Source organism: Psychrobacillus sp. OK032 (genome assembly GCF_900111345.1).
Taxonomy (GTDB): domain Bacteria; phylum Bacillota; class Bacilli; order Bacillales_A; family Planococcaceae; genus Psychrobacillus.
In genome coordinates this window covers 179,924-205,906 of sequence record NZ_FOGY01000003.1, presented here as the reverse complement: position 1 = coordinate 205,906, position 25,983 = coordinate 179,924, and the positions used below count along the sequence as shown (strand labels likewise).

Sequence of the window (25,983 nt, the reverse complement as noted above, 5' to 3'; positions counted from 1 at the left end):
CCGAAAGCGAAGCGGCAGGTGCATGAGCTGAAAGCCCCGCAGGAACGCACAGTGGAACGAAGACTAAGTGCGCCACATCGTGTGGCAACGCCTTCGTGACCAACATCCTGTTGGTCTAAGGAGATTGAAGCCGTGCCCGTGGAAAGCGTCCGCCCTGCAGCGGAAATCCTAGCGGACACTTCTTACGACGCAGTATCTATAAATAATGATTTCCCTTAATATTGTTAAGAAAAAGTTATCCACATACCCAAATTTTTATCCTTTCTAAAGCAATTAAAAAAGCACGAAGAAAAAGAAATAATTTTCTTCGTGCCTTTATTTTAGAAACATATTAAATAGCTCTAATCAGTTACTATTCCTCAAACGGCCATTTCGGAAGCATTTGTGAAAGTACTTTATCTTCTCTGTATCCAAGTACGTATTCCGCTTGCATAATTGTGTGGATTTCCCTTGTTCCTTCGTAAATAACAGGAGCTTTCGAATTACGCAAATATCTCGCTACCGGATATTCATCTGAATAGCCATATGCACCGTGAATTTGCACTGCATCGTCCGCCGCTTTATTGGCAAAATCACATGCTTGCCATTTTGCAAGAGACGTTTCCCTGGTGTTTCGTACCCCTTTATTTTTCAATTCTCCAACTCGGTACACAAGTAAACGACTCATTTGAAGGCCTGCTTCCATTTTTGCGATCATTTGCTGGACAAGCTGATGCTGACCTATTTCTTTTCCAAAGGTTTCACGCTCATGGCAATACTTCACACTTGCCTCTAAGCACGCAAGGGATAGTCCGACTGCTCCTGCTGCAACGGTAAACCTACCATTATCAAGACTTGACATCGCAATTTTAAAGCCCTCTCCCTCTTCGCCTAGTAGATTTTCTTTTGGTACACGCATTTGGTCAAAAAATAATTCTCCTGTATTACCAGATTTGATGCCGTATTTTCCTTTAATAGCTTTCGAAGAGAAACCAGTCATCGTTCGTTCTACGATAAATGCACTTATTCCATGATGCTTTTTCGATTTGTCCGTATAGGCGAATACAATAAAATGGTCTGCTATATCACAAAGGGAGATCCATGTTTTTTGTCCATTTAACACATAGTCATCACCGTCACGCACTGCGACCGTTGACATTGCCGCGACGTCAGAACCTGCTCCTGGCTCTGTTAATCCAAAAGCTCCTATTTTCTCTCCTTTTGCTTGAGGAGTTAAATACCGTTGTTTTTGTTGTTCTGTTCCCCACTGCATTAGTGTCATCGAATTTAATCCGGTATGCACGGAAACAGCAGTACGAAACGCAGTGTCCCCACGCTCTAACTCCTCACATACAATCGCAAGCGAATTATAATCCATGCCGCTCCCACCGTACTTTTCAGGAACACAAACTCCCATCAATCCAAGATCCGCTAAACGTTTCCAGACATTTTTATCAAATGCACCTTGTTCTTCCCATTTTGCTATATTAGGAATTATTTCTTGATCTACAAATTGTCTGACTGTTTTACGAAGTAATTGATGTTCCTCTTGGAATTCAAAGTTCATACGCGTTCACCTCTTAAAACTGTTTCTACAATATTCACATCACGAGCGGCCATTTCTCTAATATATAATTCCCCGGGTACGATTAGTTCTGGAGGATAGACACCTCGTTTTGTAATGACATTATTACCAATCATTTGTGCAACTACTGAAATCGTGTTAGCTGTCGCCCTTGCCATTGCGGTTGTCCCAGATATTCGATCTTTTTTCGTTGCCAATTCATACGTATACGTAACATTTTCCCCATTTTCTACGCCCGTCACGATGACTCTTAGTAAAACAACATCCTCTTTATCACCTAGTAGTAATTGTGGCGTTAACACTTCTTTTAAAACATCGCGAACCTTCACCAAATTACCTTTTACATTGACGACCGTGTTTTTATTCGTCAATCCTAAGTCCACTAGCAGTTTAAATTTCTCTGCATGCCCTTTATGCCGAATCGTCTTATACTCCAATGTATCTACATTTGGAAAAGATTTGCTTAATGTAGATGTTCCACCAGCGGTATGAAATGCTTCCAACTCTCCGTAGTTTTTAAAGAAAATTGGTTCAATTTCTGAAAGAGATTCTACTTCTTGAAGTTTTCCATTACGCACCACATGAGAACGATCCGTATAATGGTCGAATACCCCTTCCAGTGAAAAGACAATATTATATCCAAAAATTCCTTCTGGTTCTACCGGAATGCCACCAACATATAGATGAATTCCCTCCACCTGATCCAGTTTACTTGCTCCGTATCCAGTTAGAATATTAATCATGCCAGGTGCTACTCCTAGATCTGGAATAAGGGTAATTCCTTTTTCTTGCGCTGCTCTATGAAGTGAAAGTACTGCATCCGTTGCACCACCTATATGACCACCTAAATCGATGCAATGTACGCCAACCTCTACCGCGAGCCTTGCTACTTTTTCATTGAATGTATAAAAAAGTGCATTGATGATAACATCCGACCTTTTCATAATTTGTCGTATATTTTCATCATCACTTGCATCTAATCTGCAAACTTCAATCTTAGAGTTTTGGAGTTTTTCTCTAAACATATTTGCTTGTCCGACATCTAAATCACATACTAATACTTTCTCCACATTAGGACTTTTTACTAAATCACGTGCTGCTTCTTTCCCCATTAAACCTGCACCTAATATAGCAACCTTCATGTTAGTACCCCCTATTAATCTGTGTCTATTTGTGCGCGTTGCAATTTCCCACTAAAATCTACGTAAATACTTTTCCATTCTGTATACACATCAAGTGCTGCTACTCCAGAATCTCGATGCCCATTTCCTGTCCCTTTCGTTCCTCCAAATGGTAAGTGAATTTCAGCACCTGTCGTTCCTGCATTGACATAAACAATTCCAGTGTCTAGATCACGTTGTGCACGGAAAACATTGTTTACATCTCGAGAAAAAATCGAACTCGATAATCCAAATTTCACTCCATTATTTACTTCAATCGCCTCTTCTAGCGAGCTGACCTCAATAAGGGAAACTACTGGACCGAAAATCTCTTCTTGTGCAATTCGCATATTCGAAGTGACATCCGTGAATAATGTAGGAGCATAATAATTACCTTTTGCTAAATCTCCATCTGCTAGTACATGTCCTCCAACCAGCAATTTAGCTCCTTCTTCTTTTCCTATTTTTATATAGGAATGTATTTTCTCAAGTGCTTGTTTATTAATAACAGGGCCAATTTTAACGGTTTCATCTAAACCATCCCCGATTGTTAAACTTTCCATTTGTGCAAGCAGCATGTTTTCTAACTCACTCTTTACATCTTTATGCACAATCACTCGACTACATGCCGTACAACGTTGACCCGCTGTTCCAAATGCACTCCATAAAATACCCTCCACTGCTAGATGAAGATCTGCATCATCCATAACGATAACTGCATTTTTCCCGCCCATTTCAAGCGATACTTTCTTTAAATGTCTACCTCCAAGCTCCGCAACCTTACTTCCTGTTTCTGTAGAGCCTGTAAACGAAATAACCTTCACATCAGGATGTTCGATCATCGCTGTACCAACTTCTGAACCAGAACCAAAAACGACATTTGCAACTCCCGGTGGTAATCCGACTTCTTCAAATATTTTCGCCATCTCATAGGCCATCATTGGCGTTTCCGTAGCCGGCTTCCAAATGAAAGCGTTTCCAGCTACAATTGCAGGGAATGACTTCCACGTCGCGATTGCTACCGGAAAGTTCCAAGGTGTAATGAGACCGACTACCCCTATTGGTGCACGAACGGACATTGCAAATTTATCTGCAAGCTCTGAAGGAGTCGTTTCTCCAAATAGGCGACGTCCTTCTCCCGCCATATAAAAGGCCATATCTATTCCTTCTTGTACTTCTCCTCGTCCTTCTTCTATCACTTTTCCCATTTCTTTTGTTAAAACTTGTGCGAGATGTTCCTTCTTTTCTTTCATCAATCTACCAATTTCATATAAATAATCTGCGCGTTTTGGAGCTGGTACGAGAACCCATTTCTTTTGCGCTCTCACTGCAGCTGCAACTGCCAGATCCACCTCTTTTTTTGTAGACATTCTAACTTCTGCTAATCGTTCCCCGTTTGCTGGATTCAAAACCGCTGTATACTTTTCTTCTCCAGCCTCTTGCCATTTTCCATCAATAAAATTAGTTAACTTCATCTGTTTACCTCTTTTCTTATTCATTGAAAATGCTTACATTATAAATACATTCGATAATCTCTATTGAATCCCTTTAAAATTGCGAAACTTTTTACTTTGTTTTTCGTATACATTATTAATTCAAATACTAGGAGGAAATAAAACATGAACAATCACGAAATTGACTACAAATTATATGGAGATGACATGCAATTTGTAGAAATCGAATTAGATCCAAAAGAAACCGTAGTTGCTGAAGCAGGTAGCTTAATGATGATGGAAGATGGTATCTCGATGGAAACTATTTTTGGCGATGGTTCAAGTTCTTCTGGTAGTAGCGGACTTATGGGAAAATTAATGGGCGCAGGTAAACGTATGCTTACGGGTGAAAGTTTATTCATGACTACATTTACAAACACTGGCAGTGGAAAAAGACATGTTTATTTCGCTTCACCGTATCCAGGTAAAATCATTCCGATGGATTTAAGCAAATACCGCGGCAAAATTATTTGTCAAAAAGATGCATTTCTAGCTGCAGCTAAAGGTGTCTCCGTTGGCATCGAATTTCAACGCAAACTAGGGGCTGGATTCTTTGGTGGAGAAGGATTCATTATGCAAAAACTAGAAGGTGACGGTTTAGCCTTCGTTCATGCAGGTGGTACAATTCACCGAAAAAGCTTACAAGTAGGAGAAGTTTTACGAGTGGATACAGGGTGTTTAGTAGCGATGACGTCTGACGTGGATTACAATATCGAGATGGTAAAAGGAGTAAAAACTGCATTGTTTGGTGGAGAAGGTTTGTTCTTCGCAACACTACGTGGACCAGGTACAGTTTGGATTCAATCGCTACCATTTAGCCGTTTAGCGAGCCGCGTATTTGCAGCTGCTCCACAAACTCCTGGCGGTGGCTCAAAAGGTGAAGGAAGTATCACAGGCGGACTTTTCGATCTTTTAGGCGGAAAATAATATTAGAAGCGAGGTACAAGTGTGACTGCTTGTACTTTTTTGGTATTTGAAAATGAGTTTGTCGCTTTGGATTAGTCGTTTGTCGCGGTCGAAGGTTAGTTTGTCGCGTTGGGCGGTGGCTTTGTCTCGCTTAGGTATATTCTGTAAATTTTAAATGCATTCAATACCCCTTTGCACCTGCAAAGGGCTTCCTTTTATTCAGATATTGCTTTTCAACTTGGTGAAAAGCTTCTGCTTTTGGTTTTGTCGCTTTGGACTAGTCGTTTGTCGCGGTCGGAGGTTAGTTTGTCGCGTTCACTTGATTGTTTGTCGCGTTGGGCAGTGGTTTTGTCTCGCTTAGGTATATTTTGTAAACTCAATATGCATTCAATACCCCTTTGCACCTGCAAAGCGCTTCTTTTATCCAGATATTTACTTTTCAACTTGATGAAATATTTTAGAAGACCCTCTTTTTAGTGTTTGAGAAACTAAAATGCTATTATTCTATGATTTTCGTCCAAATTGTTTATTATTTATTGAACATCCCTTCATATACTATAAAAAGAACATTCATGTCGATTTTTAGCACTTATTGTTCTTTCGAATAGTATGAGGAGGTGATTGTGATGAAAGCTTCTTTAGGTAGTTGGATTGGCTGGATAGGGATATTCCTGGCAATCGCTGGGTTCTTCTATTATCCATTATGGTTTGGCGGCGCTGCAGTGGTTCTAGGCTTATTCGGCTTAACATTCCCACAAAAATTCCTAGCTTGGTCTGCCATTGTACTTGGAGCAATTGCATTTTTTCTTCCCATGTTGCAATAACTAAAATGATGGATATAAAAAAGCTCGAGAAGAGTTACTTCATCGAGCTTTTTTACAATATTATTTAGTTGATTTATAAGCATCCAAGAATTCCTGTACTTTCGCTGCATCGGAAACTAATTCGTTTCCTGTGTCAACAAGTGGACTAACAGTAGATACTGCTTTCTTCTTGTTGCCTTGGTAGTAATTTAAAACTTCATCTTGGTTAATGGAATATAATACGGCTTTTCTTAGGTCTTCACTATTTGATACTTCTCGATTTTTCGTATTGAATAGCAAATATGTTACAGCATTACTATCGCTTTTTTGTAGGAATAACTTGCTTTCATTTTCTACTAGATCATATTTTGTTTCAGGAACACCGTTGAATAGATGAATTTCACCATTACGAAGTGCTGCAAGTGAACTGTCAGCATCTTGAATGAATCGAACAGTAACATTCGAAATTTTAGCTTCATTTTCCGTTCCCGGCATGTAAGCAGGGTTTTTCAGGAAAACAGCTTCGTAGTCATTTTTATGGGACAAGATGTACGGACCGCTTGCATATAATGTATTGTTATATTTGTCGCCTTCTGTCACTGTGTTTTGGTCACCATAAGGAATGTCTTTATTTACATCAAATGATGCTACGTCATACGTATTAATGCTTTCTACTTGTTTCTTTGAAACAATACCAGCAGATTGATGCGCTAAATAATTCAACACTTGTGGAAATGGATTTACAGTTGTAATTTTCACCACTTGGTATTTACCTGTTGCATTATCAGCTGCTGTTTTATCTTCTACTAGTTCTGTAATTTTTGATTCTAAACCATTTTCAAGTGCTTCTTTCACCGTTACATCGCTTCCAGATTGCTTCACTTCTAGTTCCGAAAGGTCAGTTACTACTTCTATCTCTTGCATACTTTCATGCAAGCTATATGTTCTGTGATCAGGTACAGAATCTTTATCTTTTGCGCGGTTTAGTGAGAACACGACATCGTCAGCACCAACACGTTCTCCTGAATCTACCGCTTTTCCATCCGTAATTGCAGCAAAGTTAATATCGTCACGAAGAAGGAAATAATAATCTTGGTTTCCTTCTGCAATTGCATGGTTAATTGATAAAGATCCATCTGATACAACTACATCATCATCCGTTAAGTTAACAAGTCTTACGTACATATTTGTATTTAATGTGTTAATAGAACCATCATTTCCTTTAATCGGGTCTAATGATGTTAATGTTCCTATTGCTTGTTGCACTATTAATGGGTCTGTGGCTCTTTTAGCTGTATCTACAAAATCAATTGATTCCCATGCAATTGCACGTGATTTTGCAAGTCTTACGGTATCCACATTTAGTACTTCTTTATTTACCCCTTGTGCTTTAAATGAGTTATAAAGTGGTGCGATATACGCTTTGTCGAAAACAAGTCGTTGTTCTAATTGGTTGTATGTGTCTGTATATTGGTCTGCTGTTTCTGTACTTGCTTGATCGATTAATTTATCAATTTCCTCATCTGACATAATACTATTGTCACCATCTGACTTGAATAGTGAACGTACTGCGTAGTCAGGATTACCTGTAACTGTTGTCCAGCTAGATAATGCAAGATCATAATTTCCAGCATCTTTTTGTGCAGTAAAACTACCGTAATCTGGTTGAATATTAAGCTTTACTTGAAAACCATTTTTAATCAGTTGATCACGAACAATATTCATATCTGCTTCACCAGTGCTCATACCTAATAACTCCATAACTACATCACTTTGATCTGTTTTTGAATCTGTTTTATCATTTGCTTTGTCAGAAACATCCGACTTCGTATTTACGCATCCTGCTAACACTAAAACAACCGCAACCAGGATAGCTAGTAAACTTTTTTTCATCCTTAAGTACCCCCAAATAATTATTTTATATTTAATCCATTCTTGGATCTAATGCATCCCGGAGTCCATCTCCTAAAAAGTTGAATGATAATACTAGGCCGATAATAGCAAGCCCAGGTATTATCGCAAGATACGAGTGCGACTCTAGATACGTACTACCTATTTTCAAAATGTTTCCCCATTCCGGGATATGTGGTTCTACTCCGAGACCTAAAAAACTTAAACTACTTGTTGCAATCACTGCTCCACCAATGGTCAATGTAGCTTTCACAATCATTGGAGCAAGTGAATTCGGAACAATTTGTTTGAAAATAATCGAAAAATCGGATGAACCTAGTGCACGCGCCGATTCTACAAATTCATAATTGGATACCATTAAAACATTGGCTCGCATTGTTCGTGCGTAGGTTGGAATGGCACCTACACTTAACGCAAGTATTAAATTCAGTGTATTTGCACCGAATGCAGCAATAATGGCAATTGCAAGTAAAATACCTGGTACTGCGTACAAAATATCGAGTAATCGCATAATAATATTATCTGCACGCTTGCTGTAGTATCCTGCTAATGCACCGAGAAATCCTCCGATTACAACTGGGATTAATGTAGATGCAAATCCTACAAGAAGTGAAATTCTTGCTCCGAAAATAATTCTAGAAAATAGGTCTCTTCCAAAGTCATCCGTTCCAAAAGGATATTCTAAGCTCGGTTTTTGCAGTAATGCACCATAATTATTTTCAACTGCCATATCATAGTCAAATGTATATACACTACAAACTGATAGAGAAAATAGGAGAATGATAAAAAACATCCCTAGAATAGCGGTGGAATTTCGAGTAATTTTATCCCACATCGTATTCCACTTTATTATTCTTGATTGATCATGACTACGAATTTTCACGATTAAACTTACGCCTAATAACAAGTTAAATAGATTACCTGTAAGTGATGTAATTATTAATAGTATCGCTGGTATTAACATCCAGGAAGGAGCTGCTCCAGCTTGCACATATTTTGCTACGAGCACCAACATAATTATTTGGAAAACCATTATTAGCATTAATGCCCCCATCGCTGGTATAAAGCTATCTGTTACATATGGTTTAAATAAATTGAAAGACGATATTGCAAGTATAAATAATTGGGTTAATACCATATACACAGCAAACACGTACTCTGGTGTTTTCTTCTTTTTTATTAGATTAAAGGCAAAAGCTGCTGTGAAAATATTAGCAGTTGCTATACTAAAAAGCTGTATGTAGCCTAGCTTTCTTGTTGTCGTTTGTATTTCACCATATTTCAATAAATCACGCTTCATTTTCCAAGTAAGAAACAGTTGAAAGCTAGTAAACACAGCATAAATAAGGAAGACATAAAAGACACTCGTTTTTATATTACCTTCTTTAAAACTGAAACTATTCCATAATAGAATCATTGTCACGATTGTTGAAAGAATCCACGCAAAGTTTGCTTGGGTGTACTCTCTCGACACCTTTAATGCATGTTTTTTTTGAGAAATCATTTTCACACCTACTTCTTCCTTACAATTGCTTCATCTTGGATCGAATACGTGGATCGAAAAACGCATACAAAATGTCGATGAGCACATTCACTAAAGATATCGTTATAGCAATATATATAACCCCACCCATAATAGCCGGAATATCAGGGATAAATTGCTTATCAACAATATAACTCCCTATCCCACTAATATTGAACACTTTCTCAGTTACCGCTGCTCCTCCAAGCATTCCCCCGAATAGCAATCCAATAACTGTAATAATCGGAATCATTGCATTCCCTACTGCATGCTTCCAAAGTACTTGTCGCTCATTAAGCCCTTTTGCTTTTGCAGTAATGATATAGTCTTCATTAATGATTTCTAACATAGAGGATCTCGTCATTCTAGCGACGGATGCAGTAAGACCAGTACCAAGCACTATAACTGGCATAATAATAGATAACCAGTTTTGTGGACTATATGTAGCAGGTAGCCATTGCAGCTTAATCGAGAAGTTTAATATAAAAATAAGTCCTTGCCAAAAGTTAGGGATCGATAATCCGATTAATGCGATAAACATAAAAGAATAGTCCAAAAATGAATTTTGTCTTGTTGCAGAAATAATTCCAACTGGGATCGCAATCACTACAGCCATTAACAAAGAGAAAACTGCAATGATTAATGTTATTGGAAATTTATTTGCAATACTCGTTGCTACATCCTCATTGCCCGTAAAGGAAGCTCCCAAATTGAACGTAGCAATGCCTTTTAGTGCATTCCATAGCTGGGACAAATACGGTAGGTCCAATCCATGCATTTGATTGAATGCAGCTATTTGCTCTTTTGTTGCCGCTTCACCCAGCAAATTCGCAGCCGAATCGAATGGGGATAAATATAAAATTGTAAATACTAAGATAGATACTCCCGCTATAACAAAGACACTCATAATTAAGCGCTCAAAAATAAATTGCACATACGGATTACTATAAATTATTAATAATAAATACATTAGAATTCCAGGGATGAAAGTTAATAATAAAAAGAATGGTTTTTCAAGCAAACTTTGAAAATATGTATCATATGTTAGTTGCCTAACTCCTTTTTGTTTACTTATTTCATTTGCTTTTTCAAATACTCGTTTGGAAAGTTTTTCCTCCATTAACCTTTTTATCTCTTCATTCATTTCCTGCTCTTTCACTTGCCTATTAAAGAATGCTTGCTTACGAATATATTGTTCCTTATATTCATTACTCCATTCATTTTCCACTCCTGACGCGATGAAAGATGCTTTTACTTCTTCTAATATAGAAGAATAAGTATCATTTTTCTGTTTTGAACGATAGAAAAGAAGAGTAATGAGATGTATTGGAAAACCTAGTATGTACAATAAATATTTAAAAGCATTCCGCTTTATCATTTTTCTATATGTATAGATAAGTACTTCAGAAAACCCTATTTTATACGATGACTCACTTTTTGTTTCCACAGGAATATCTCCCCTCTTATTGTATAAATCCGAGTGGTATTGTATAGTATAGATTCAAACTTTTATTAAGTCAATGGTATTTCTTATAAATTAGAATTTGGGTAGGTGTTTTGGGTGAAGACGGTTTTAAAAGTAAATAATTTAAGTGTATCATTTCTAACAAGCGACAAGGAATTTGAAGCAGTACAAGATATTAGTTTTGAAGTTAAAAAAGGGGAAACACTTGGTATTGTCGGAGAATCTGGCAGCGGGAAAAGTGTCACAGCAAGATCCATCATGCGTCTTTTACCTTCTCCTCCTTCTTATATGAAAAATGGAGAAATTGAATTTCTAGGGGAAAGTCTTGTACACAAAACGGAAAAAGAAATGGAGAGTATCCGCGGGCGCGATATAAGTATGATTTTCCAAGATCCAATGACATCTCTTAATCCTACGATTCAAATTGGGAAACAAATAGCAGAAAGTTTAATAAAACATCAAAAATTTTCCAAAAAAGAAGCAAAAAAACAAGCAATCGAACTATTGAAGCTCGTTGGTATAAAAAACAGTGAAGAACGTTTCCATCAATATCCACATGAATTTTCTGGTGGAATGCGTCAGCGTGTAATGATTGCAATCGCTTTAGCTTGTCGCCCCGCCCTACTAATTGCAGATGAGCCGACGACAGCTCTTGATGTAACGATTCAAGCGCAAATATTAAATCTCATGAAAGATATGCAGAAACGTTTTGGCACATCCATCATTCTTATTACGCATGATTTGGGTGTTGTTGCAGGTATGTGCGACCGTGTGGCTGTCATGAAAGACGGAAAAATTGTAGAAACAGGAACTACAGAAGAAATTTTTGAAAATCCCCAACATACATACACGAAAAGATTGCTAAACGCGCTTCCTCGCTTAGATGAGAAGAAAAAACCAAAACGCCCTTCTTTACGTTCACTTGAAATTGAACAAGGGAAACCTTTACTAGATGTAAAATCACTGAAACAGCATTTTCAAGTTGGAAAAGGTAATGTACTTAAAGCTGTAGATAATATTAGTTTTTTTATTAAACCTGGAGAAACATTAGGTTTAGTAGGTGAATCGGGTTCTGGTAAGTCAACTACAGGACGTGCTATATTACGCCTTCATGAACCGACAGATGGAGACATATTGTATCAAGGAATGGCTATTAACCGACTTAACAAAGATGAAATGAAAACGATGCGCCGTCATATGCAAATGATATTCCAGGATCCATATTCATCTCTTAATCCACGATTTAAAGTGTTAGATATTATTGGGCAGGCATTAGATATACATCGTTTAAGCAAAAATAAGGAAGAACGAAAAAAGAGAGTGGAAGAGTTACTTGTGATGGTAGGGTTAGAACCTAGTCACGCGATGCGTTATCCACATGAGTTCTCTGGTGGTCAGCGTCAAAGGATCGGAATTGCACGTGCACTTGCGGTAGAACCTGATTTTATCGTTTGTGATGAACCCCTTTCCGCACTAGATGTCTCCATCCAATCACAAATAGTTGAGTTATTGGAGGATCTTCAACATCGTTTAGGACTTACCTATCTATTTATCGCGCATGACTTATCGATGGTTAAGCATATAAGTGATAGGGTTGCTGTAATGTATGCCGGGAAAATCGTAGAACTCGCGGAAAGTGAAGAATTATACGCTAACCCACTGCATCCGTATACAAAGTCATTATTGTCAGCTATTCCAATACCCGACCCTAAAGTCGAAGCAAAGAAAAAACGGAGCCTTATGGAAGAGGATACCGAGAAAGACAAATATCAATTGCAAAACTCAGAACTCGTAGAAGTGTCAACAGGTCATTGGGTTGCAATTCCGAAAAAATAAGAACTAAAATAATTCATTCGCGTCACTAAGTGACCACCAGGATTTCCGCTCCAGGCGGACGCTTTCCGCGGGCATGGCTTCAATCTCCTCGTCGCTATGCTCCTGCGGGGCTTTCAGCTCATGCTATTCCCGCTGGAGTCGCCGCCTTCCGCTTCAATCAATGAGAATTTCTCGCTAATTTGGCGGCTGCAGCATGAGAGATCTATGTGTATGAGATCCACTAGGCAATAATTATTAAATCTAATTAGAAAATGCTGTCTCCAAATAAGTGGAACATTTACTAGAATAAAACTTGCTTCAATCAACTAGCTATTGGAATAACACCTCCTATTTATCGTTGTCTCAATACAAGTAAACTTGCTAATTTAAGAATTGGGTACTTTCACCAGCAATTTGGATGCTTTCCATAACTGATTGTTTGCTCTTAGCCATTTACTAGATACCTATACATCGAAATACTACATAAGTTTTTTTAAAAACTGTAACGCTGATTAGCTAGCAATTTTCGTGGATTGGAGCGGAAGGGCGGCGACTCCTGCGGAGGCCAACAGGATGTTGGTCACGAAGGCGTTGCCACACGATGTGGCGCCCTTAGCCTTTGTTCCTCGGTGAGACAGATGAGACATCACAACGGACGCGAAGCTACGGTGATGGCTCATCGCTCACCCCGCGGAAAGCGTCCGCCCTGCAGCGGAAATCCTAGCGGAAACTAATTGTTACCCCTTATTCCTACAAAGAGAACTGAAACATAAAACTACAAGTAATGTTCTTTTCTTGATGAAAGAAAACCGTACAAAATGGTGAATAAACAACATATAAAATTCACCTTGTATTTATATACTTACCGTGATAAACTTATTGAAATTAAACATTTAGAAAATTTCATATTTTATTTCTTATCCAGAGAGACGGAGGGATTGGCCCGAAGATGTCTCAGCAACCAGCCACATTTAGGTATGGTGCTAACTCCAATAGACAGTAAATGTCTAGAAGATAAGAAGACTAACTTCAAATTTTTGAGGATTCTCTTCTTATAGGGAATCCTCTTTTTATTTTACTTTATTAGTAGAGGATGATTATTAATGACAAAAAAGAGTTTAGAAACCGAGTTAGTGCAATTAGGAAATCATAGTGACCCGCGGACAGGTGCCGTCAATCCCCCTATTCATTTATCAACAGCTTATAAACATGCGGGGGTTGGTCAATCCACCGGTTACGACTACACGCGTACAAAAAATCCAACTCGAACGATTTTAGAAGAAGGAATTGCGAAGTTAGAAGGTGGTGATGCAGGTTTTGCCTGTAGTTCCGGTATGGCCGCAATCCAGTTAATATTGTCACTTTTCCGATCTGGGGATGAAATCATTGCACCTGAAGATCTTTATGGTGGGACATATCGTTTGTTCAATCAATACGCAGACTCCTACAACATTCGTACGTCCTATGCTAAATTTGACTCCATCGAAGAAGTAGAAGCATTAATAACAGAAAACACAAAAGCAATTTTCATCGAAACACCTACAAATCCACTCATGCAAGAATTTGATATTGCACAATACAGCGCTTTAGCAAAAAAATATCAATTACTACTGATTGTGGATAACACGTTCTTAACTCCTTATTTACAGCGGCCAATTGAGCTAGGGGCAGATATTGTGATGCATAGTGCCACGAAATATATTGGTGGGCATAATGATGTCCTTGCTGGTCTTGTTGTAACTAAAGGAAAAACACTTAGCGAAAAATTAATAATAAATCATAATGCTGCAGGAGCTGTCCTCTCCCCTTTCGATTCTTGGTTATTAATTCGGGGATTAAAAACGCTACACTTGCGCATGAAACAACATGATGCGAATGCGAAGAAAATCGTGGAGTTTTTACAAAAGGAAAGTGTTGTAAAAGATGTGCTATATCCTGGAATCGGAGGCATGCTTTCTTTCCGCTTACAGAAAAGTGATTGGGTTGGACCTTTCTTAGAAAACCTTCAATTAATCGTTTTTGCAGAAAGTTTAGGTGGTGTCGAAAGTTTTATCACATACCCTACTACCCAAACTCATGCGGATATTCCAGAAGAAGAGCGAGTTGCACGAGGTGTGGATAATAGTTTATTACGTTTCTCTGTCGGAGTGGAAGAGGCGGAAGATTTAATCGCGGATTTGAAACAAGTTTTTGCAAAATTAGAACGGGATGTGATTCATTCATGAGTAACGTAAAAGAAAGTTTAGAAACTAGCTTAATCACTGCCTCCACTCGTGGCAATTACGAGCAAAAAACAGGGGCAGTCAATGTACCAATCTATTTGTCTTCTACTTTCCATCAAGAAAGCTTTGATAGCTTTGGACCATATGACTATAGCAGATCTGGCAATCCGACAAGAGATGCACTTGAAAAAACGATTGCTGAATTAGAAGGTGGCACAAGAGGTTTTGCTTTTGCCTCTGGTATCGCGGCAATTTCCTCTGCTTTAATGTTACTTTCTTCCGGGGATCATCTTGTTGTAACCGAAGAAGTATACGGTGGAACATATCGTTTTATAACGGAAGTATTACCGAGATTCGGCATTGACCATACATTTGCCGATTTTACAAATGTAGAAGAAGTCGAAAAAGCAGTTCGTCCAAATACTAAAGTCCTTTTTATCGAAACACCTGCAAACCCACGATTAGGTATTACGGATATCGAGGCAGTTGTCGCCCTTGCAAAAGCAAATAACTGTTTAACTTTTCTAGACAATACGTTTATGACACCCCTCTATCAACGTCCGCTTGATTTGGGTGTTGATATCGTGTTACATAGTGCTACGAAGTTTTTATCTGGACACAGCGATATCATTGCCGGGCTTGCCGTTACAAAGGATGAGGAACTGGGAAGTCGACTAGGATTTATCCAAAACTCTTTTGGTGCCATTCTAGGTGCACAGGATTCTTTTTCATTAATTCAAGGTATTAAAACGATGGGTGCGCGCTTATCGCAGTCGACCGAATCAGCACAAAAGCTTGCAAATTATTTAAATAACCATCCTTTGGTGGAGGAAGTGTTGTACCCGGGCTTATCCACACATCCGGGATACGATATTCATGCAAGACAGGCGAAAAGTCCAGGCGCCGTTTTATCATTCTGTCTTCCTGACAGAGAAACGGCGAAAGCTTTTGTAGAAAGTATTCAAATTCCGGTTTTTGCAGTAAGCCTAGGAGGAGTCGAATCAATTCTTTCTTACCCCACTACAATGTCCCATGCTGCGATACCGAAAGAAGAACGAGAAAAACGGGGAATTAAAGATGGGCTGCTAAGATTCTCTGTTGGTCTAGAGCATATTGATGATTTAATCGCGGACTGTGACCAAGCACTCTTAATCGCATCTAAAATCAAACAGAAAGTTGGAATATAACATGACAAAACAATTAGTTCAAAAAGCACCATTTCGTGCAGATCAAGTAGGAAGTTTTTTACGACCAGCACGTTTAAAAGAGGCACGTGCACAATTTGAAAATAAAGAAATCAATGCACAACAACTAAAACAAATCGAAGACGAAGAGATTACGAAACTCGTTGCCAAACAAAAAGAAGCTGGACTACAAGCAGTAACGGATGGGGAGTTCCGTCGTAAATGGTGGCATTTTGACTTTTTAGGTGGCTTAGATGGAGTCGAATTTTACGATACAGACAAAGGTCTTTCGTTTAAGGGTGTCCAAACTCGCGCACATGGCATTAAAGTAACTGGAAAAGTCGGATTCAGCACGCATTACATGATTGAACACTTCAAATTTTTGCAAAGTCTCGCAGGTGACGCTGTTGCTAAATTTACAATACCAAGTCCGAATATGCTTTACTACAGAGCAACGATTGAAGATGGAGTTTACAGTAGTGATGAGGAATTACTCAATGATCTAATCACTGCTTACCAAGGGTTTATTCAAGCACTGTATGATGAAGGCTGTCGCTATCTTCAAATTGATGACACTTCATGGGCAACTTCTTTCTCCGAGGAAGGTATTGCTGGACTTAAAGAAAGAGGCTTTAGTGTAGAGGAAGCTCTAAAGTTTTCAGCGCGTGCTATTAATGAATCTATTGCGAAAAGACCCGACGATATGCTTGTCACGATGCATATTTGTCGCGGAAATTTCCGCTCTACTTATATTACAAGCGGAAGTTATGAACTTGTTTCGGAAACTATTTTTGGCGGTCTAGATGTAGATGGTTTATTTTTAGAGTTTGATGATGAACGCTCTGGAGACTTTGAACCGCTTCGTCATATTAGCCGTCCTAATCTATATATCGTATTAGGATTAATCACTTCTAAACACGGAGCACTAGAAGACGCAAATGAAGTGAAAGCAAGAATTGAAGAAGCTACTAAATACGCTCCGCTTGAGCAGCTTTGCTTAAGTCCACAATGTGGTTTCTCTTCTACGGAAGAAGGAAATATTTTAACCGAAGAAGAACAATGGGAAAAAGTTCGCCATGTTGTGAAAATAGCTGAGAACGTTTGGAATTAACTTCCTAAAAATGGCTAAGGGCAACTAGATAGAATAGGAAGGCAACCAATTCCATTTTAATAGAAATTAAAAACACAAGCAGAAAAATAGTCTATTTTTCTGCTTGTGTTTTATTACTGATTAATATTAAATTTGCTTTGCTTGAACGACTAACCTAAACTGATTAGATCGTTCAGGATAATATGTAAGCAAGGATAAAAGCATAATGCCTTTCTGCCGTTTTAATATATCCACATTTTCTGGCTTGACGACCACTATATCGAATATCTCATATTGAAGAGTCTCCGTTATTGTTTCCACTTCAAATTGATCGCCAATTTGAAGCTCGTTCAACCGATTGAAAAACTGTCCAAATATATAAGATTAGTGGCCTGCAACTGCAGTTGATCCATTGAGAATTCCAGGTTCGACTAAACCATCAATAGTTCCCAATGCCTTATCTACGTTATCAGGATTCGCTCCTTCATAACAAACAGAATATCATTTTTGCTATGTTTGTAAGATTAATAGATGGGTAAATAATTACTGTACGTTATTATTGTGAAGGAGGAATACTATATGCAAAATATGTATGAACACCAAACAGATGACATTGTACAAGAAACCGGAGATTATACATGCGAAGAAGGTATTACTAAAAAATTATATAAAGAGGATAAATTCCCTTCCTGTCCACAATCAGAAATAGCAACAAATTGGAAACACGCAGAGGGGCATACCCACAAAACAGGTGAAGTAGTACCCGAATCTGGAAAGTATATTGACTCGAATGGCCATGAAATGCCTTTAGTAAAAGGTGATGTATTTCTAACTTCCCCCAAAACTGGTGAAGAGATAGAATGGAGACATGCAGAAAAATAGCAACTAGTATTATTGAATTGACAAATAACCTCAGTAGTCCGATTATAAATCTATTCGGTCCACTGAGGTTATTTGTTGATATATTTATCAACTTTCATTAATAGCTACTCTCTCTTTCCAACTCTTTTTAATAATTCGATGAATACTTCTTTTTCTTGATCTGTAATACAGGAGAATATTTCTTCCAATATTAATTGATGCTTTGGGAATATTTCATCCATTAATTTTTTTCCTTCTTCCGTAATCTGAATATATACAACACGACGATCCTCTTTACAGTCGATTCTTTCTAGTAAACCTTTCGCCACTAATTTGTCCATTACGTAAGTGATCGATCCTGAGTTAATAAGTACAGCATCTGAAATTTGTCGAACCGTTTGTTTTCCTTTGCTGTATAATGCTTCTAACACCATAAATTCAGACGTGTGCATGTTATAATTACTAATATCCTTTTTCGTACGTTCTTGCACTACTTTGGAAGCTTTCATTAATACAACAAATGATTTTAAAGATAGATTTTCCTTCACTGGGACCCCTCCCCTTTTCTTTTGAATATATTTATCTTGAATTAAGGATATTATAACTTTTATTTCAAATGGTGTCAAATTAGAGATAAAAAAATACCAAGATGAATAATGAATTCATCTTGGTATTTTACCTATTAATTAGCGAATTGTTTTTAAAGCGCCGCTCCATGCAAGAACTTCATCAAGCATAGCATTAGCATTAGCTGCATGGTAATCAGCAGGTTTGAACACACTCATGTTTTCGAAGTCGCTCATAAGTGAGAATGTAACAGCTGTACGTACGTCTGCAACTGAAAGTTCTCCTAGGATTAGACGCATATTTTCATGTGCACGTGTACCACCTAAGCTACCATAACCAACAAAAGCAGCAGCTTTGTTTGCTACTTCTGGTTTTAAGTAATCAGTAGCATTTTTTAGTGCGCCTCCAATTGCGTGGTTATATTCTGGTGTTACAAAAATATAGCCATCAAATGAAGCCATTTTATCTGACCAAGCTTTAATTGCTGTATTCGCTTCTTCTTGTCTTTCTGCAGGAAGTTCTTCCCCTAAGAAAGGCAATTTGTAGTTTGCAAGATCTACTAATTCATATTCTGCATCGTTACGTTTTGAAGCAAAATCATACATCCAGTTAGCTACTGCTTCTGCATTACGACCTTGGCGTACGCTCCCGATTACAATACCGATTTTTAATTTTTCTACTGTCATCTCTGTTTCCTCCTGTTTGGCTTTGCCGAATATTTTGTCTAAAAAACCCATGTTCCATCAACATCCTTAACTTGAATTAATATATCTTTTATCAATATATTATGAATTCAAAATAACTATAAATCATAGAACTATCAAGTGTCAAAATATTAGCTCATACTTTTCGTTAATGATTACTCCAGAATGTTTTTTTATAAAACGTTTTAACAAGTCAGCTTTCATTAAAATCTTTTTTGTAGTTTGTTACAACTTTCAAATTTATATAAATACTAATACTTAGTTAATGTTATGATAAATACATTGCGATATATTTGTTAGATATTTACCGGGGTGATTTTTCTTGGAGTTACTGTTGATTATTTTACCTGTTTTTATTATATTTTTCATTGGTTTTATAGGGCAAAGATTAATAGGGTTTGATATTAAGTCTATTTCGACGGCAGCTCTTTATCTAATGTCTCCTTTTTTAGCTTTTCGCACTTTTTATACACATGCATTAACCATTGATTATTTTTATATGGTGTTAGCTTGTATCTTACTTATATTTGGTCTTTTCCTAATCATTTGGATTATTGCACGTATGATGAAATCTTCACGTCCGCAATTTGCTGCATTGATGCTTGGTAGTGCTTTTCCGAATAGCGGCAATTATGGTGCGCCGGTTGTTCTTTTTGCGTTAGGTGCCGTTGGTTTTGATTATGCTGTTATCATTATGGTCTTACACGGCTTGTTCATCAATACATTTGGAATCTTTTTTGCATCTTTAGGTGGAGAGGAAAAAGCATCATGGCGTCAATCTATGCAAAGAGTCATACGGATGCCGCTCATCTATGCAGCGGCTTTAGGAATTCTTTTGCAGTTAGTTGGAGCTTCGGTTCCTAAATCGATAATGGACGGGGTCGGACTTGTTGCGGATGCGTCTATCCCAACAGTTATGCTCGTTCTCGGTATGCAGCTAGCCGTTATTTCCAGAAAAAAAGTTGCTTATCGATATGTGTCAGTGGCAACTGTTATTCGGATGATTATATCGCCTATCATTGCTGCATTAGTCGTGTATTTCATGCCACTGAACGATATGATTAAAACTGTATTTATCATACAAGCAGCTATGCCAACTGCGGCGAATACGACGCTCCTTGCACTTCAATTTGGCACGGAACCAGATCTCGTATCCTTCACGACTTTTGTGACAACCATTATTAGTATTGTCACCATACCATTTGTTTTGTTTTTCCTTGGAATATAATTTAATACGTCTACCGATTAACCAATTTCCACTATTATTAGATTCCAAGAAATGAATAGCATTTCATTGGATACTTTTCATAAATCGACACGTTTCATAATTTTTTTACAAGCCTTCTTTCATTTTGCTAGATGAAGAAGGCTTTTATTATTCTCAAATAAACTCCTCAAACGAGTTGTCCCCCAGTATTATGCTAATTACTACTTTCATAGGATAATCTGAAGGAGTGATTTCATTTGGATCGTTCAATATTTCGTGGTAGTTTTAGACCATATGTATCGCCACGTGACCCTTGTCCTCCCATTTTAGTGAAGACTTTTGTATTACCACCGCAAATTTTCACGAATTTTCAGCAACCTGGTCTTCCACAAAATTCTCCAGAAGCAGCTCTAAAACAAGGCTCTCTATGGCCACAATTTGTGGATGGATTTTCGCGGGAGGAGGGAATTTCATGAATGCAAATGAAGAGGAATGGAATTTGTTAAAGAAAGTCCAACAAGCGGATTTTGTCGTAGTAGAGCTAACTCTATATACCGATACTCATCCTAATGATGCAGAGGCTATCCACCAATGGCGAGAAGCCATAAAGGAAGCTTCACAAGTTAGGAGGCAATATGAAGCGAGATATGGTCCTCTTTCTCTATTATCTGTTCCTTCCAAACAAGCAATCGAGGTAGGTTGGCACTGGAATTCTACGCCTTGGCCATGGCAACGATGAGAAAGGGGAAAAGCAATGTGGGTTTATGAAAAAAAACTTTTATACCCGGTAGAAGTAACCACTTGTAATCCGAAGCTCGCACGGTATCTCATGGAACAATACGGAGGGGCCGACGGAGAACTTGCTGCCGCTCTGAGGTATATGAACCAGCGATACACTGTTCCAGACAAGGTTATTGGTGTTTTAACTGATATTTCCACCGAAGAATTTTCTCATCTAGAAATGCTTGCAACGATGATTTATAAGTTGACAAAAGATGCAACACCTGAACAGTTAGAACAAGCTGGACTCGGGGCGCATTTTGTGAATCATGGTCATTCGCTTTTCTATGAAAACGCTGGTGGTGTACCATTTACGTCTACCTATATACAGTCAAAAGGAGATCCAATTGCTGATTTGTACGAAGATATCGCAGCCGAAGAAAAAGCACGTGCAACGTATCAATGGCTTATTGATATTTCAGACGATCCAGGTGTGAATGATGCACTCAGGTTTTTAAGAGAAAGAGAAAATATCCATTCACTCCGTTTTAGGGAATCCGTGGAAATATTAAAAGAAGAAAGAGATCGAAAAAAGATATTTTAAAACATTTTATTTGGCTCCTAGCTTTTACAATATAACCCCCATATATACAAAAAAATGCTTGATAGCGAAGTTAACTCTAGCTATCAGGCATTTTTTTGTATATATGATAAGGAGAATTTGTTTAAAGTGAATTACCGTATATTCCAGCCGTAAGAGTGAATAATAATTACATCGATTATCAACTTCCCACACTATAGCTTAACTAGGAGGAATTATTAATGAAGTCATTAGTATGGAAGATTGGACTTTTTATTATTATAATTTTTTGTATCGCTTATGCTTCCTCCGCAATGGATAAAGGTAGACCATATTATGAAGAAAAAGGTTATGTGCTTTGGGATATTCAGACTGAGGAAAAAGTTATTGCCCTGACATTTGACGATGGGCCTCATTCCACATATACTACACAAATTTTGGATTTACTCGCAAAATACGATGCAAAAGCTACATTTTTTGTTATTGGAGAACGTGCAGAAAATATGCCTGATATGATTCTGAAGATGGGACAAGAAGGACATGAAATAGCCAATCATACGTATACCCATCCTTATAAAATCACCCCAGAGAAACTAGAGGATGAATTAAAAAAGACAAATGAAATCATACATGATATTACCGGTATTTATCCGTTATATTATCGTCCTGTGGGAGGAAGTTACGATGACCGGATCATCAATACAGCTGTGGAAAATGGCTACAGAGTAGTTATGTGGTCATGGCATCAAGATACGGAAGATTGGAAATCACCAGGTGTAGATAAAATAGTATCAACAGTTCTATCTGGTGCCAAACCAGGTAATATCGTATTATTTCACGATGCGGGTGGAGATCGCTCCCAAACGGTAAAAGCACTGGAAGAAATTCTTCCCAAATTAGAGCAACAGGGTTATGAATTTGTAACCATCTCCGAGCTATTAGAAATAACAAGTATGAGTCTGAAAAAGTAATCAAGAAAATGGCTTAATTTCTTTATAGTAAAAGTTACAAGTATGTTACTGGTGTCAGGCAACAATAACTACTTGTAACGATATTTTTGGCAAATAAAAGTTTATTACTAAGTATTTTTATTTTTTTTATCCTTCTCGAACAGTACGATTAATGCAGGTAATAAAATACCACGAATTAAGAAAGTATCTAAAATAATCCCTACTGCGACGATGAACCCAAATACAAACAGCAATTGAATTGGTTGTGTCATTAATACTGCGAATGTTGCTGCAAGTAAAATACCAGCAGATGATATTACCCCACCTGTATGTGAAACTGCTATTTGTACCGCTTCTTTTACAGAATGTTTTTGACGTTCTTCCATAAATCTTGAAATTAAAATGATATTGTAATCAATTCCGAGCGCTACTAGGAATACAAATGAATACAGTGGAACTCGATTACTAATTGTGTCTATATCGAAGAAAAGATTCGATAAGAACATTCCAAGGCCAAGTGCCGCTAAGAATGATAATAATATCGTACCCATCATATAAATTGGCATTTTGATCGATTTTGTTAAGAAAATTAGCAAGATGAAGATTAACAGAGTTTCTAGTAACACGATGACGATTAAGTCTCGATCATTTACCGATCGATCATCTACATTACTAGCTGTTTCACCAGCGAAGAACAATTCCCCTTCAGCATTGCTAGCTTTTACTATGTTTTCAGCATCCTCTACCATTTTTTCTAACGCATCCATCGCTTCTGATGAATAAGGACTTTCTTCGAATGTTAATTGATATTGAATCGCAAGACCATCTTCAGAAATGCCAGTTGGACGAACGGAACTAACTAAATCTTGTTTAGATAGTTGATCCATTAAACTCACTTGATCATCATCCGAAATTTCCTTTGTAGATTCAAATAAAACTGTCGTTGGTGCTAGATCTCCTTTTTCAAATTTCTTTTCGATAATTTCAAACCCTTCGCGAGAAGGCATGTCACTAGGAAAAGACTTGATAGTATCAAACTCATACTTCATGTTAAACATATTTAACGCTGAAACTACTAGTATTATTAAGATTGAAAGAGCCGCAATAATTGGTTTATTAGTAACAAATGAACCAATTTTACTCCACAATGAGCTTGCTTTTACATCTTTTTCTCCGTATTTCGGAACACGGGGCCAAAACGCCTTACGCCCGAACAATGTAAATAGTGCCGGGATTAGTGTTATCGAAGCAAACATAATGACCAACATTGTAGTACCGAAAATTGGTGCGAAGTTTTTATAATCCCCAAATTTAGCAAAGAAGAGCACAAGCATTGCGGCCAATACAGTACCTCCTGCAAAGAATACAGGAATTCCTGTTTCACGCATCGCCATTTTCATCGCATCAAATTTATTTTCATAGTTCTTTAATTCTTCTCTGTAACGAGAGAACACAAATAACGAGTAATCGATTGTTGCAGCAAATAGAAGAATCGACATAATCGATACCGATTGACTAGCTAATTCTAATCCATTTGCCCCTAAAATTCCTAACAACTGGTTTACTACTTGGTATACAATTGCAGCTGCCAAAAGCGGAATTAGTGCTAATAGTGGTGATCGATAAATTACAATTAACAGAATTAATATAATTCCTACAGTAGATAATAGCAAAACAATATCTGCCCTAGAAAATAAATTTGTCGTATCGACAGCAATTCCAGCAGGACCAGTCATATATACAATAGAACCCGTCTCGTTTGATACAATTTCTTTTGTTGCTTCCAAACTAGCTTCTAGCTCATCTGTTTCTAAAGATGTATCAAAACTTAACGGGATAACAGCTGTTTTTTTATCATCTGAGAAGAAACCTGCTAGAGCCTGAGGCGGCAAACTATTAAATGAAATCATTTCTTTTAGTCCATTTATATTAGCAGCATTTACTTTCTCTAAAGCTACTACTAGGTTATCAATATTTATTTCTGCTTCTGCAGATTGTAGAACAAGAATTCCAGGAAGACTTTCAGCATCTTTAAAATGCTCATCGATATTCTTTTGAGCAATAATTGATTTAGCATCCTTTGGTAATGAATCCACACTTGATACTTTATATTCGCTTGCACCTGGTGCAAAAACAGTTAAGAGAACTGTTATAGCTAACCAAATTCCTAGTGTAATCCACATGCCATTTTTTTTAGCTACGAAATCCGTAACAAGACGTAACACTTTTTTCATATTTTTCACTCTCCTTATTTTTAGTGACACTAGTGTCACTTTGAACAAAAAAAACATAACTATCTGTACCATTATGTTATAAAGGTGACAGTTATGTCAAATCAAAAACGCCTCGGCGTATTTGCCCCTGCGCGAGCTCGTCGCAGAGAAAACATTGCTTCCGCTTCACTTTGTTCAGCTCCGCAGAAAAACCATTGCTTGGGGCCAACAAGATGTTGGTCACTCGGACGTTGAGGCCCACAAGATGTAGGTCATGCAATCGTTGCCTCAGGACGCGGCAATCTAAGCCAGAGTTCCTCGATATTCAGTAGTGGTTTGTGGTCCCCACTGAATTGTGTGCATGCATTGCTCCCACACTTATAGAAATGGGAGACTTCTGCTGAATATAGTTATTCTTTCTTTAACATTCCATGAATTAATACTTCTTTTATAGAAGCAATCCATTCTTCTTGAGATATATTAAAGTGGTTCGGAATTGCGATCGTTTGAAAGGTCATTCCTAGCAAAAGTGCTGTGGGTAAATGATTTTTAATAATATTTTCTTTTCTTCCTAAATCGATAAGTCCTTGAAGTTGTTGATACATATCAATATGGTATTCATTCAAACGGTTTTTGTTATTCTCCACTCTTTTCGTTGTATTTGCTGGAATTTGTTGAATAATCTCTAACACTTGATGCATATTACTCTGCTCGAATATAAAATCGATCAATAGTTCAAATTGAGTCTGGAAATCTCCAGATTTATCAAGTTTATGAAACTCATGCAGAAAACGATTCATCTCGTACATAAGGAATTCGGAAATTAACTCATCTTTATTTTCATAGTATTTATAGATACTTCCTCTTGAAACATTTAAGATGGACGCTAATTTACTAAAAGTAAATGCTTCATAACCATCCTGTATAATCATTTGTTTTGTTGCTTGAAACAACTGGTCATCTGTAAATTTTCGTTCTCGTGCCACTTTTGTCACCTCATTCTACTGTCCAGTATATTATATACCAACTAATAGATAAACAAATGA

Annotated in this window: 23 protein-coding genes and 1 riboswitch; of the genes, 12 read left to right on the top strand and 11 right to left on the bottom strand. The window is 37.6% G+C overall.

Features of this window, described 5'->3' with window-relative positions:
• Positions 1 to 352: 352 nt before the first annotated feature.
• The 3 genes from BMZ04_RS07915 to BMZ04_RS07905 are packed head-to-tail and all read right to left on the bottom strand — an operon-like array spanning position 353 to position 4,199.
• On the bottom strand, positions 353 to 1,546 hold the full coding sequence (locus BMZ04_RS07915) for an acyl-CoA dehydrogenase family protein (protein WP_093267604.1): 1,194 nt from the start codon (positions 1,544 to 1,546) through the stop codon (positions 353 to 355).
• Positions 1,543 to 2,706, bottom strand: a complete 1,164-nt coding sequence (locus BMZ04_RS07910) for a saccharopine dehydrogenase family protein (RefSeq protein ID WP_093267602.1) — start codon at positions 2,704 to 2,706, stop codon at positions 1,543 to 1,545. The genes BMZ04_RS07915 and BMZ04_RS07910 overlap by 4 nt, the downstream gene beginning before the upstream one ends.
• Before the next feature lie 14 nt (positions 2,707 to 2,720).
• Positions 2,721 to 4,199 (bottom strand): aldehyde dehydrogenase family protein, encoded by a 1,479-nt coding sequence (locus BMZ04_RS07905; protein WP_093267600.1) that lies wholly within the window; start codon positions 4,197 to 4,199, stop codon positions 2,721 to 2,723.
• Positions 4,200 to 4,343: 144 nt separating this feature from the next.
• Here BMZ04_RS07905 and BMZ04_RS07900 point away from each other — a divergent pair, with 144 nt between their 5' ends.
• Together BMZ04_RS07900 and BMZ04_RS07895 are read left to right on the top strand one after the other, a co-directional pair.
• The gene (locus tag BMZ04_RS07900) at positions 4,344 to 5,144 is read left to right on the top strand and encodes a TIGR00266 family protein (protein WP_093267598.1); all 801 of its coding nucleotides are present in this window, start codon (positions 4,344 to 4,346) and stop codon (positions 5,142 to 5,144) included.
• 605 nt (positions 5,145 to 5,749) lie between these two features.
• Complete coding sequence (locus BMZ04_RS07895) at positions 5,750 to 5,947, top strand: C4-dicarboxylate ABC transporter (protein WP_093267595.1); 198 nt, start codon at positions 5,750 to 5,752, stop codon at positions 5,945 to 5,947.
• A gap of 60 nt (positions 5,948 to 6,007) precedes the next feature.
• Here the strand turns inward: BMZ04_RS07895 and BMZ04_RS07890 are convergent, their stop codons facing one another.
• Genes BMZ04_RS07890 through BMZ04_RS07880 form a run of 3 tightly spaced genes read right to left on the bottom strand, consistent with a single transcriptional unit; the run spans position 6,008 to position 10,737 of the window.
• A complete protein-coding gene (locus BMZ04_RS07890) occupies positions 6,008 to 7,819 on the bottom strand; it encodes an ABC transporter substrate-binding protein (protein ID WP_093267593.1) in 1,812 nt (603 codons plus the stop codon).
• 31 nt (positions 7,820 to 7,850) lie between these two features.
• Positions 7,851 to 9,341: an ABC transporter permease gene (locus BMZ04_RS07885; protein WP_093268108.1), complete on the bottom strand. Its 1,491-nt coding sequence runs from the start codon at positions 9,339 to 9,341 to the stop codon at positions 7,851 to 7,853.
• Positions 9,342 to 9,360: 19 nt separating this feature from the next.
• Entirely contained in the window at positions 9,361 to 10,737 is a 1,377-nt protein-coding gene (locus tag BMZ04_RS07880; protein ID WP_093268104.1) for an ABC transporter permease, read from the bottom strand.
• A gap of 183 nt (positions 10,738 to 10,920) precedes the next feature.
• Here BMZ04_RS07880 and BMZ04_RS23055 point away from each other — a divergent pair, with 183 nt between their 5' ends.
• The 4 genes from BMZ04_RS23055 to BMZ04_RS07860 all read left to right on the top strand — a co-directional run bounded on the left by BMZ04_RS23055 (position 10,921) and on the right by BMZ04_RS07860 (position 17,156).
• The gene (locus BMZ04_RS23055; protein ID WP_093267591.1) at positions 10,921 to 12,660 is read left to right on the top strand and encodes an ABC transporter ATP-binding protein; all 1,740 of its coding nucleotides are present in this window, start codon (positions 10,921 to 10,923) and stop codon (positions 12,658 to 12,660) included.
• 893 nt (positions 12,661 to 13,553) lie between these two features.
• Positions 13,554 to 13,660: riboswitch (SAM riboswitch) on the top strand.
• An 82-nt stretch (positions 13,661 to 13,742) separates the two neighbouring features.
• Positions 13,743 to 14,864: a methionine biosynthesis PLP-dependent protein gene (locus BMZ04_RS07870; RefSeq protein ID WP_093267589.1), complete on the top strand. Its 1,122-nt coding sequence runs from the start codon at positions 13,743 to 13,745 to the stop codon at positions 14,862 to 14,864.
• Positions 14,861 to 16,048 (top strand): cystathionine beta-lyase, encoded by a 1,188-nt coding sequence (gene metC / locus BMZ04_RS07865; protein ID WP_093267587.1) that lies wholly within the window; start codon positions 14,861 to 14,863, stop codon positions 16,046 to 16,048. The genes BMZ04_RS07870 and metC overlap by 4 nt, the downstream gene beginning before the upstream one ends.
• Before the next feature lies 1 nt (position 16,049).
• The gene (locus BMZ04_RS07860; RefSeq protein WP_093267585.1) at positions 16,050 to 17,156 is read left to right on the top strand and encodes a 5-methyltetrahydropteroyltriglutamate--homocysteine S-methyltransferase; all 1,107 of its coding nucleotides are present in this window, start codon (positions 16,050 to 16,052) and stop codon (positions 17,154 to 17,156) included.
• Positions 17,157 to 17,282: 126 nt separating this feature from the next.
• Here the strand turns inward: BMZ04_RS07860 and BMZ04_RS07855 are convergent, their stop codons facing one another.
• A complete protein-coding gene (locus BMZ04_RS07855) occupies positions 17,283 to 17,513 on the bottom strand; it encodes a sortase (protein WP_093267583.1) in 231 nt (76 codons plus the stop codon).
• A 201-nt stretch (positions 17,514 to 17,714) separates the two neighbouring features.
• On the opposite strand from BMZ04_RS07855, the gene BMZ04_RS07850 reads away from it, so the two are divergent.
• Positions 17,715 to 18,017: a hypothetical protein gene (locus BMZ04_RS07850; RefSeq protein WP_093267581.1), complete on the top strand. Its 303-nt coding sequence runs from the start codon at positions 17,715 to 17,717 to the stop codon at positions 18,015 to 18,017.
• 104 nt (positions 18,018 to 18,121) lie between these two features.
• Here the strand turns inward: BMZ04_RS07850 and BMZ04_RS07845 are convergent, their stop codons facing one another.
• Together BMZ04_RS07845 and BMZ04_RS07840 are read right to left on the bottom strand one after the other, a co-directional pair.
• On the bottom strand, positions 18,122 to 18,544 hold the full coding sequence (locus BMZ04_RS07845) for a MarR family winged helix-turn-helix transcriptional regulator (RefSeq protein ID WP_093267579.1): 423 nt from the start codon (positions 18,542 to 18,544) through the stop codon (positions 18,122 to 18,124).
• Positions 18,545 to 18,682: 138 nt separating this feature from the next.
• The gene (locus BMZ04_RS07840) at positions 18,683 to 19,249 is read right to left on the bottom strand and encodes an NADPH-dependent FMN reductase (protein WP_255367850.1); all 567 of its coding nucleotides are present in this window, start codon (positions 19,247 to 19,249) and stop codon (positions 18,683 to 18,685) included.
• Between the two features lie 340 nt (positions 19,250 to 19,589).
• Here BMZ04_RS07840 and BMZ04_RS07835 point away from each other — a divergent pair, with 340 nt between their 5' ends.
• The 5 genes from BMZ04_RS07835 (at position 19,590) to BMZ04_RS07815 (ending at position 22,745) form a co-directional block, all read left to right on the top strand.
• Positions 19,590 to 20,495, top strand: a complete 906-nt coding sequence (locus BMZ04_RS07835; RefSeq protein WP_093267575.1) for an AEC family transporter — start codon at positions 19,590 to 19,592, stop codon at positions 20,493 to 20,495.
• Positions 20,496 to 20,731: 236 nt separating this feature from the next.
• Positions 20,732 to 20,950, top strand: a complete 219-nt coding sequence (locus BMZ04_RS07830; RefSeq protein ID WP_255367849.1) for a hypothetical protein — start codon at positions 20,732 to 20,734, stop codon at positions 20,948 to 20,950.
• Positions 20,947 to 21,213: a spore coat protein CotJB gene (locus BMZ04_RS07825; RefSeq protein WP_177184375.1), complete on the top strand. Its 267-nt coding sequence runs from the start codon at positions 20,947 to 20,949 to the stop codon at positions 21,211 to 21,213. The genes BMZ04_RS07830 and BMZ04_RS07825 overlap by 4 nt, the downstream gene beginning before the upstream one ends.
• A gap of 15 nt (positions 21,214 to 21,228) precedes the next feature.
• Entirely contained in the window at positions 21,229 to 21,798 is a 570-nt protein-coding gene (locus tag BMZ04_RS07820; protein ID WP_093267570.1) for a manganese catalase family protein, read from the top strand.
• A 218-nt stretch (positions 21,799 to 22,016) separates the two neighbouring features.
• On the top strand, positions 22,017 to 22,745 hold the full coding sequence (locus tag BMZ04_RS07815; protein WP_093267567.1) for a polysaccharide deacetylase family protein: 729 nt from the start codon (positions 22,017 to 22,019) through the stop codon (positions 22,743 to 22,745).
• A 107-nt stretch (positions 22,746 to 22,852) separates the two neighbouring features.
• Here the strand turns inward: BMZ04_RS07815 and BMZ04_RS07810 are convergent, their stop codons facing one another.
• Entirely contained in the window at positions 22,853 to 24,958 is a 2,106-nt protein-coding gene (locus BMZ04_RS07810) for an MMPL family transporter (protein ID WP_093267565.1), read from the bottom strand.
• 389 nt (positions 24,959 to 25,347) lie between these two features.
• A complete protein-coding gene (locus tag BMZ04_RS07805) occupies positions 25,348 to 25,923 on the bottom strand; it encodes a TetR/AcrR family transcriptional regulator (RefSeq protein ID WP_093267563.1) in 576 nt (191 codons plus the stop codon).
• Between the last annotated feature and the right edge of the window lie 60 nt (positions 25,924 to 25,983).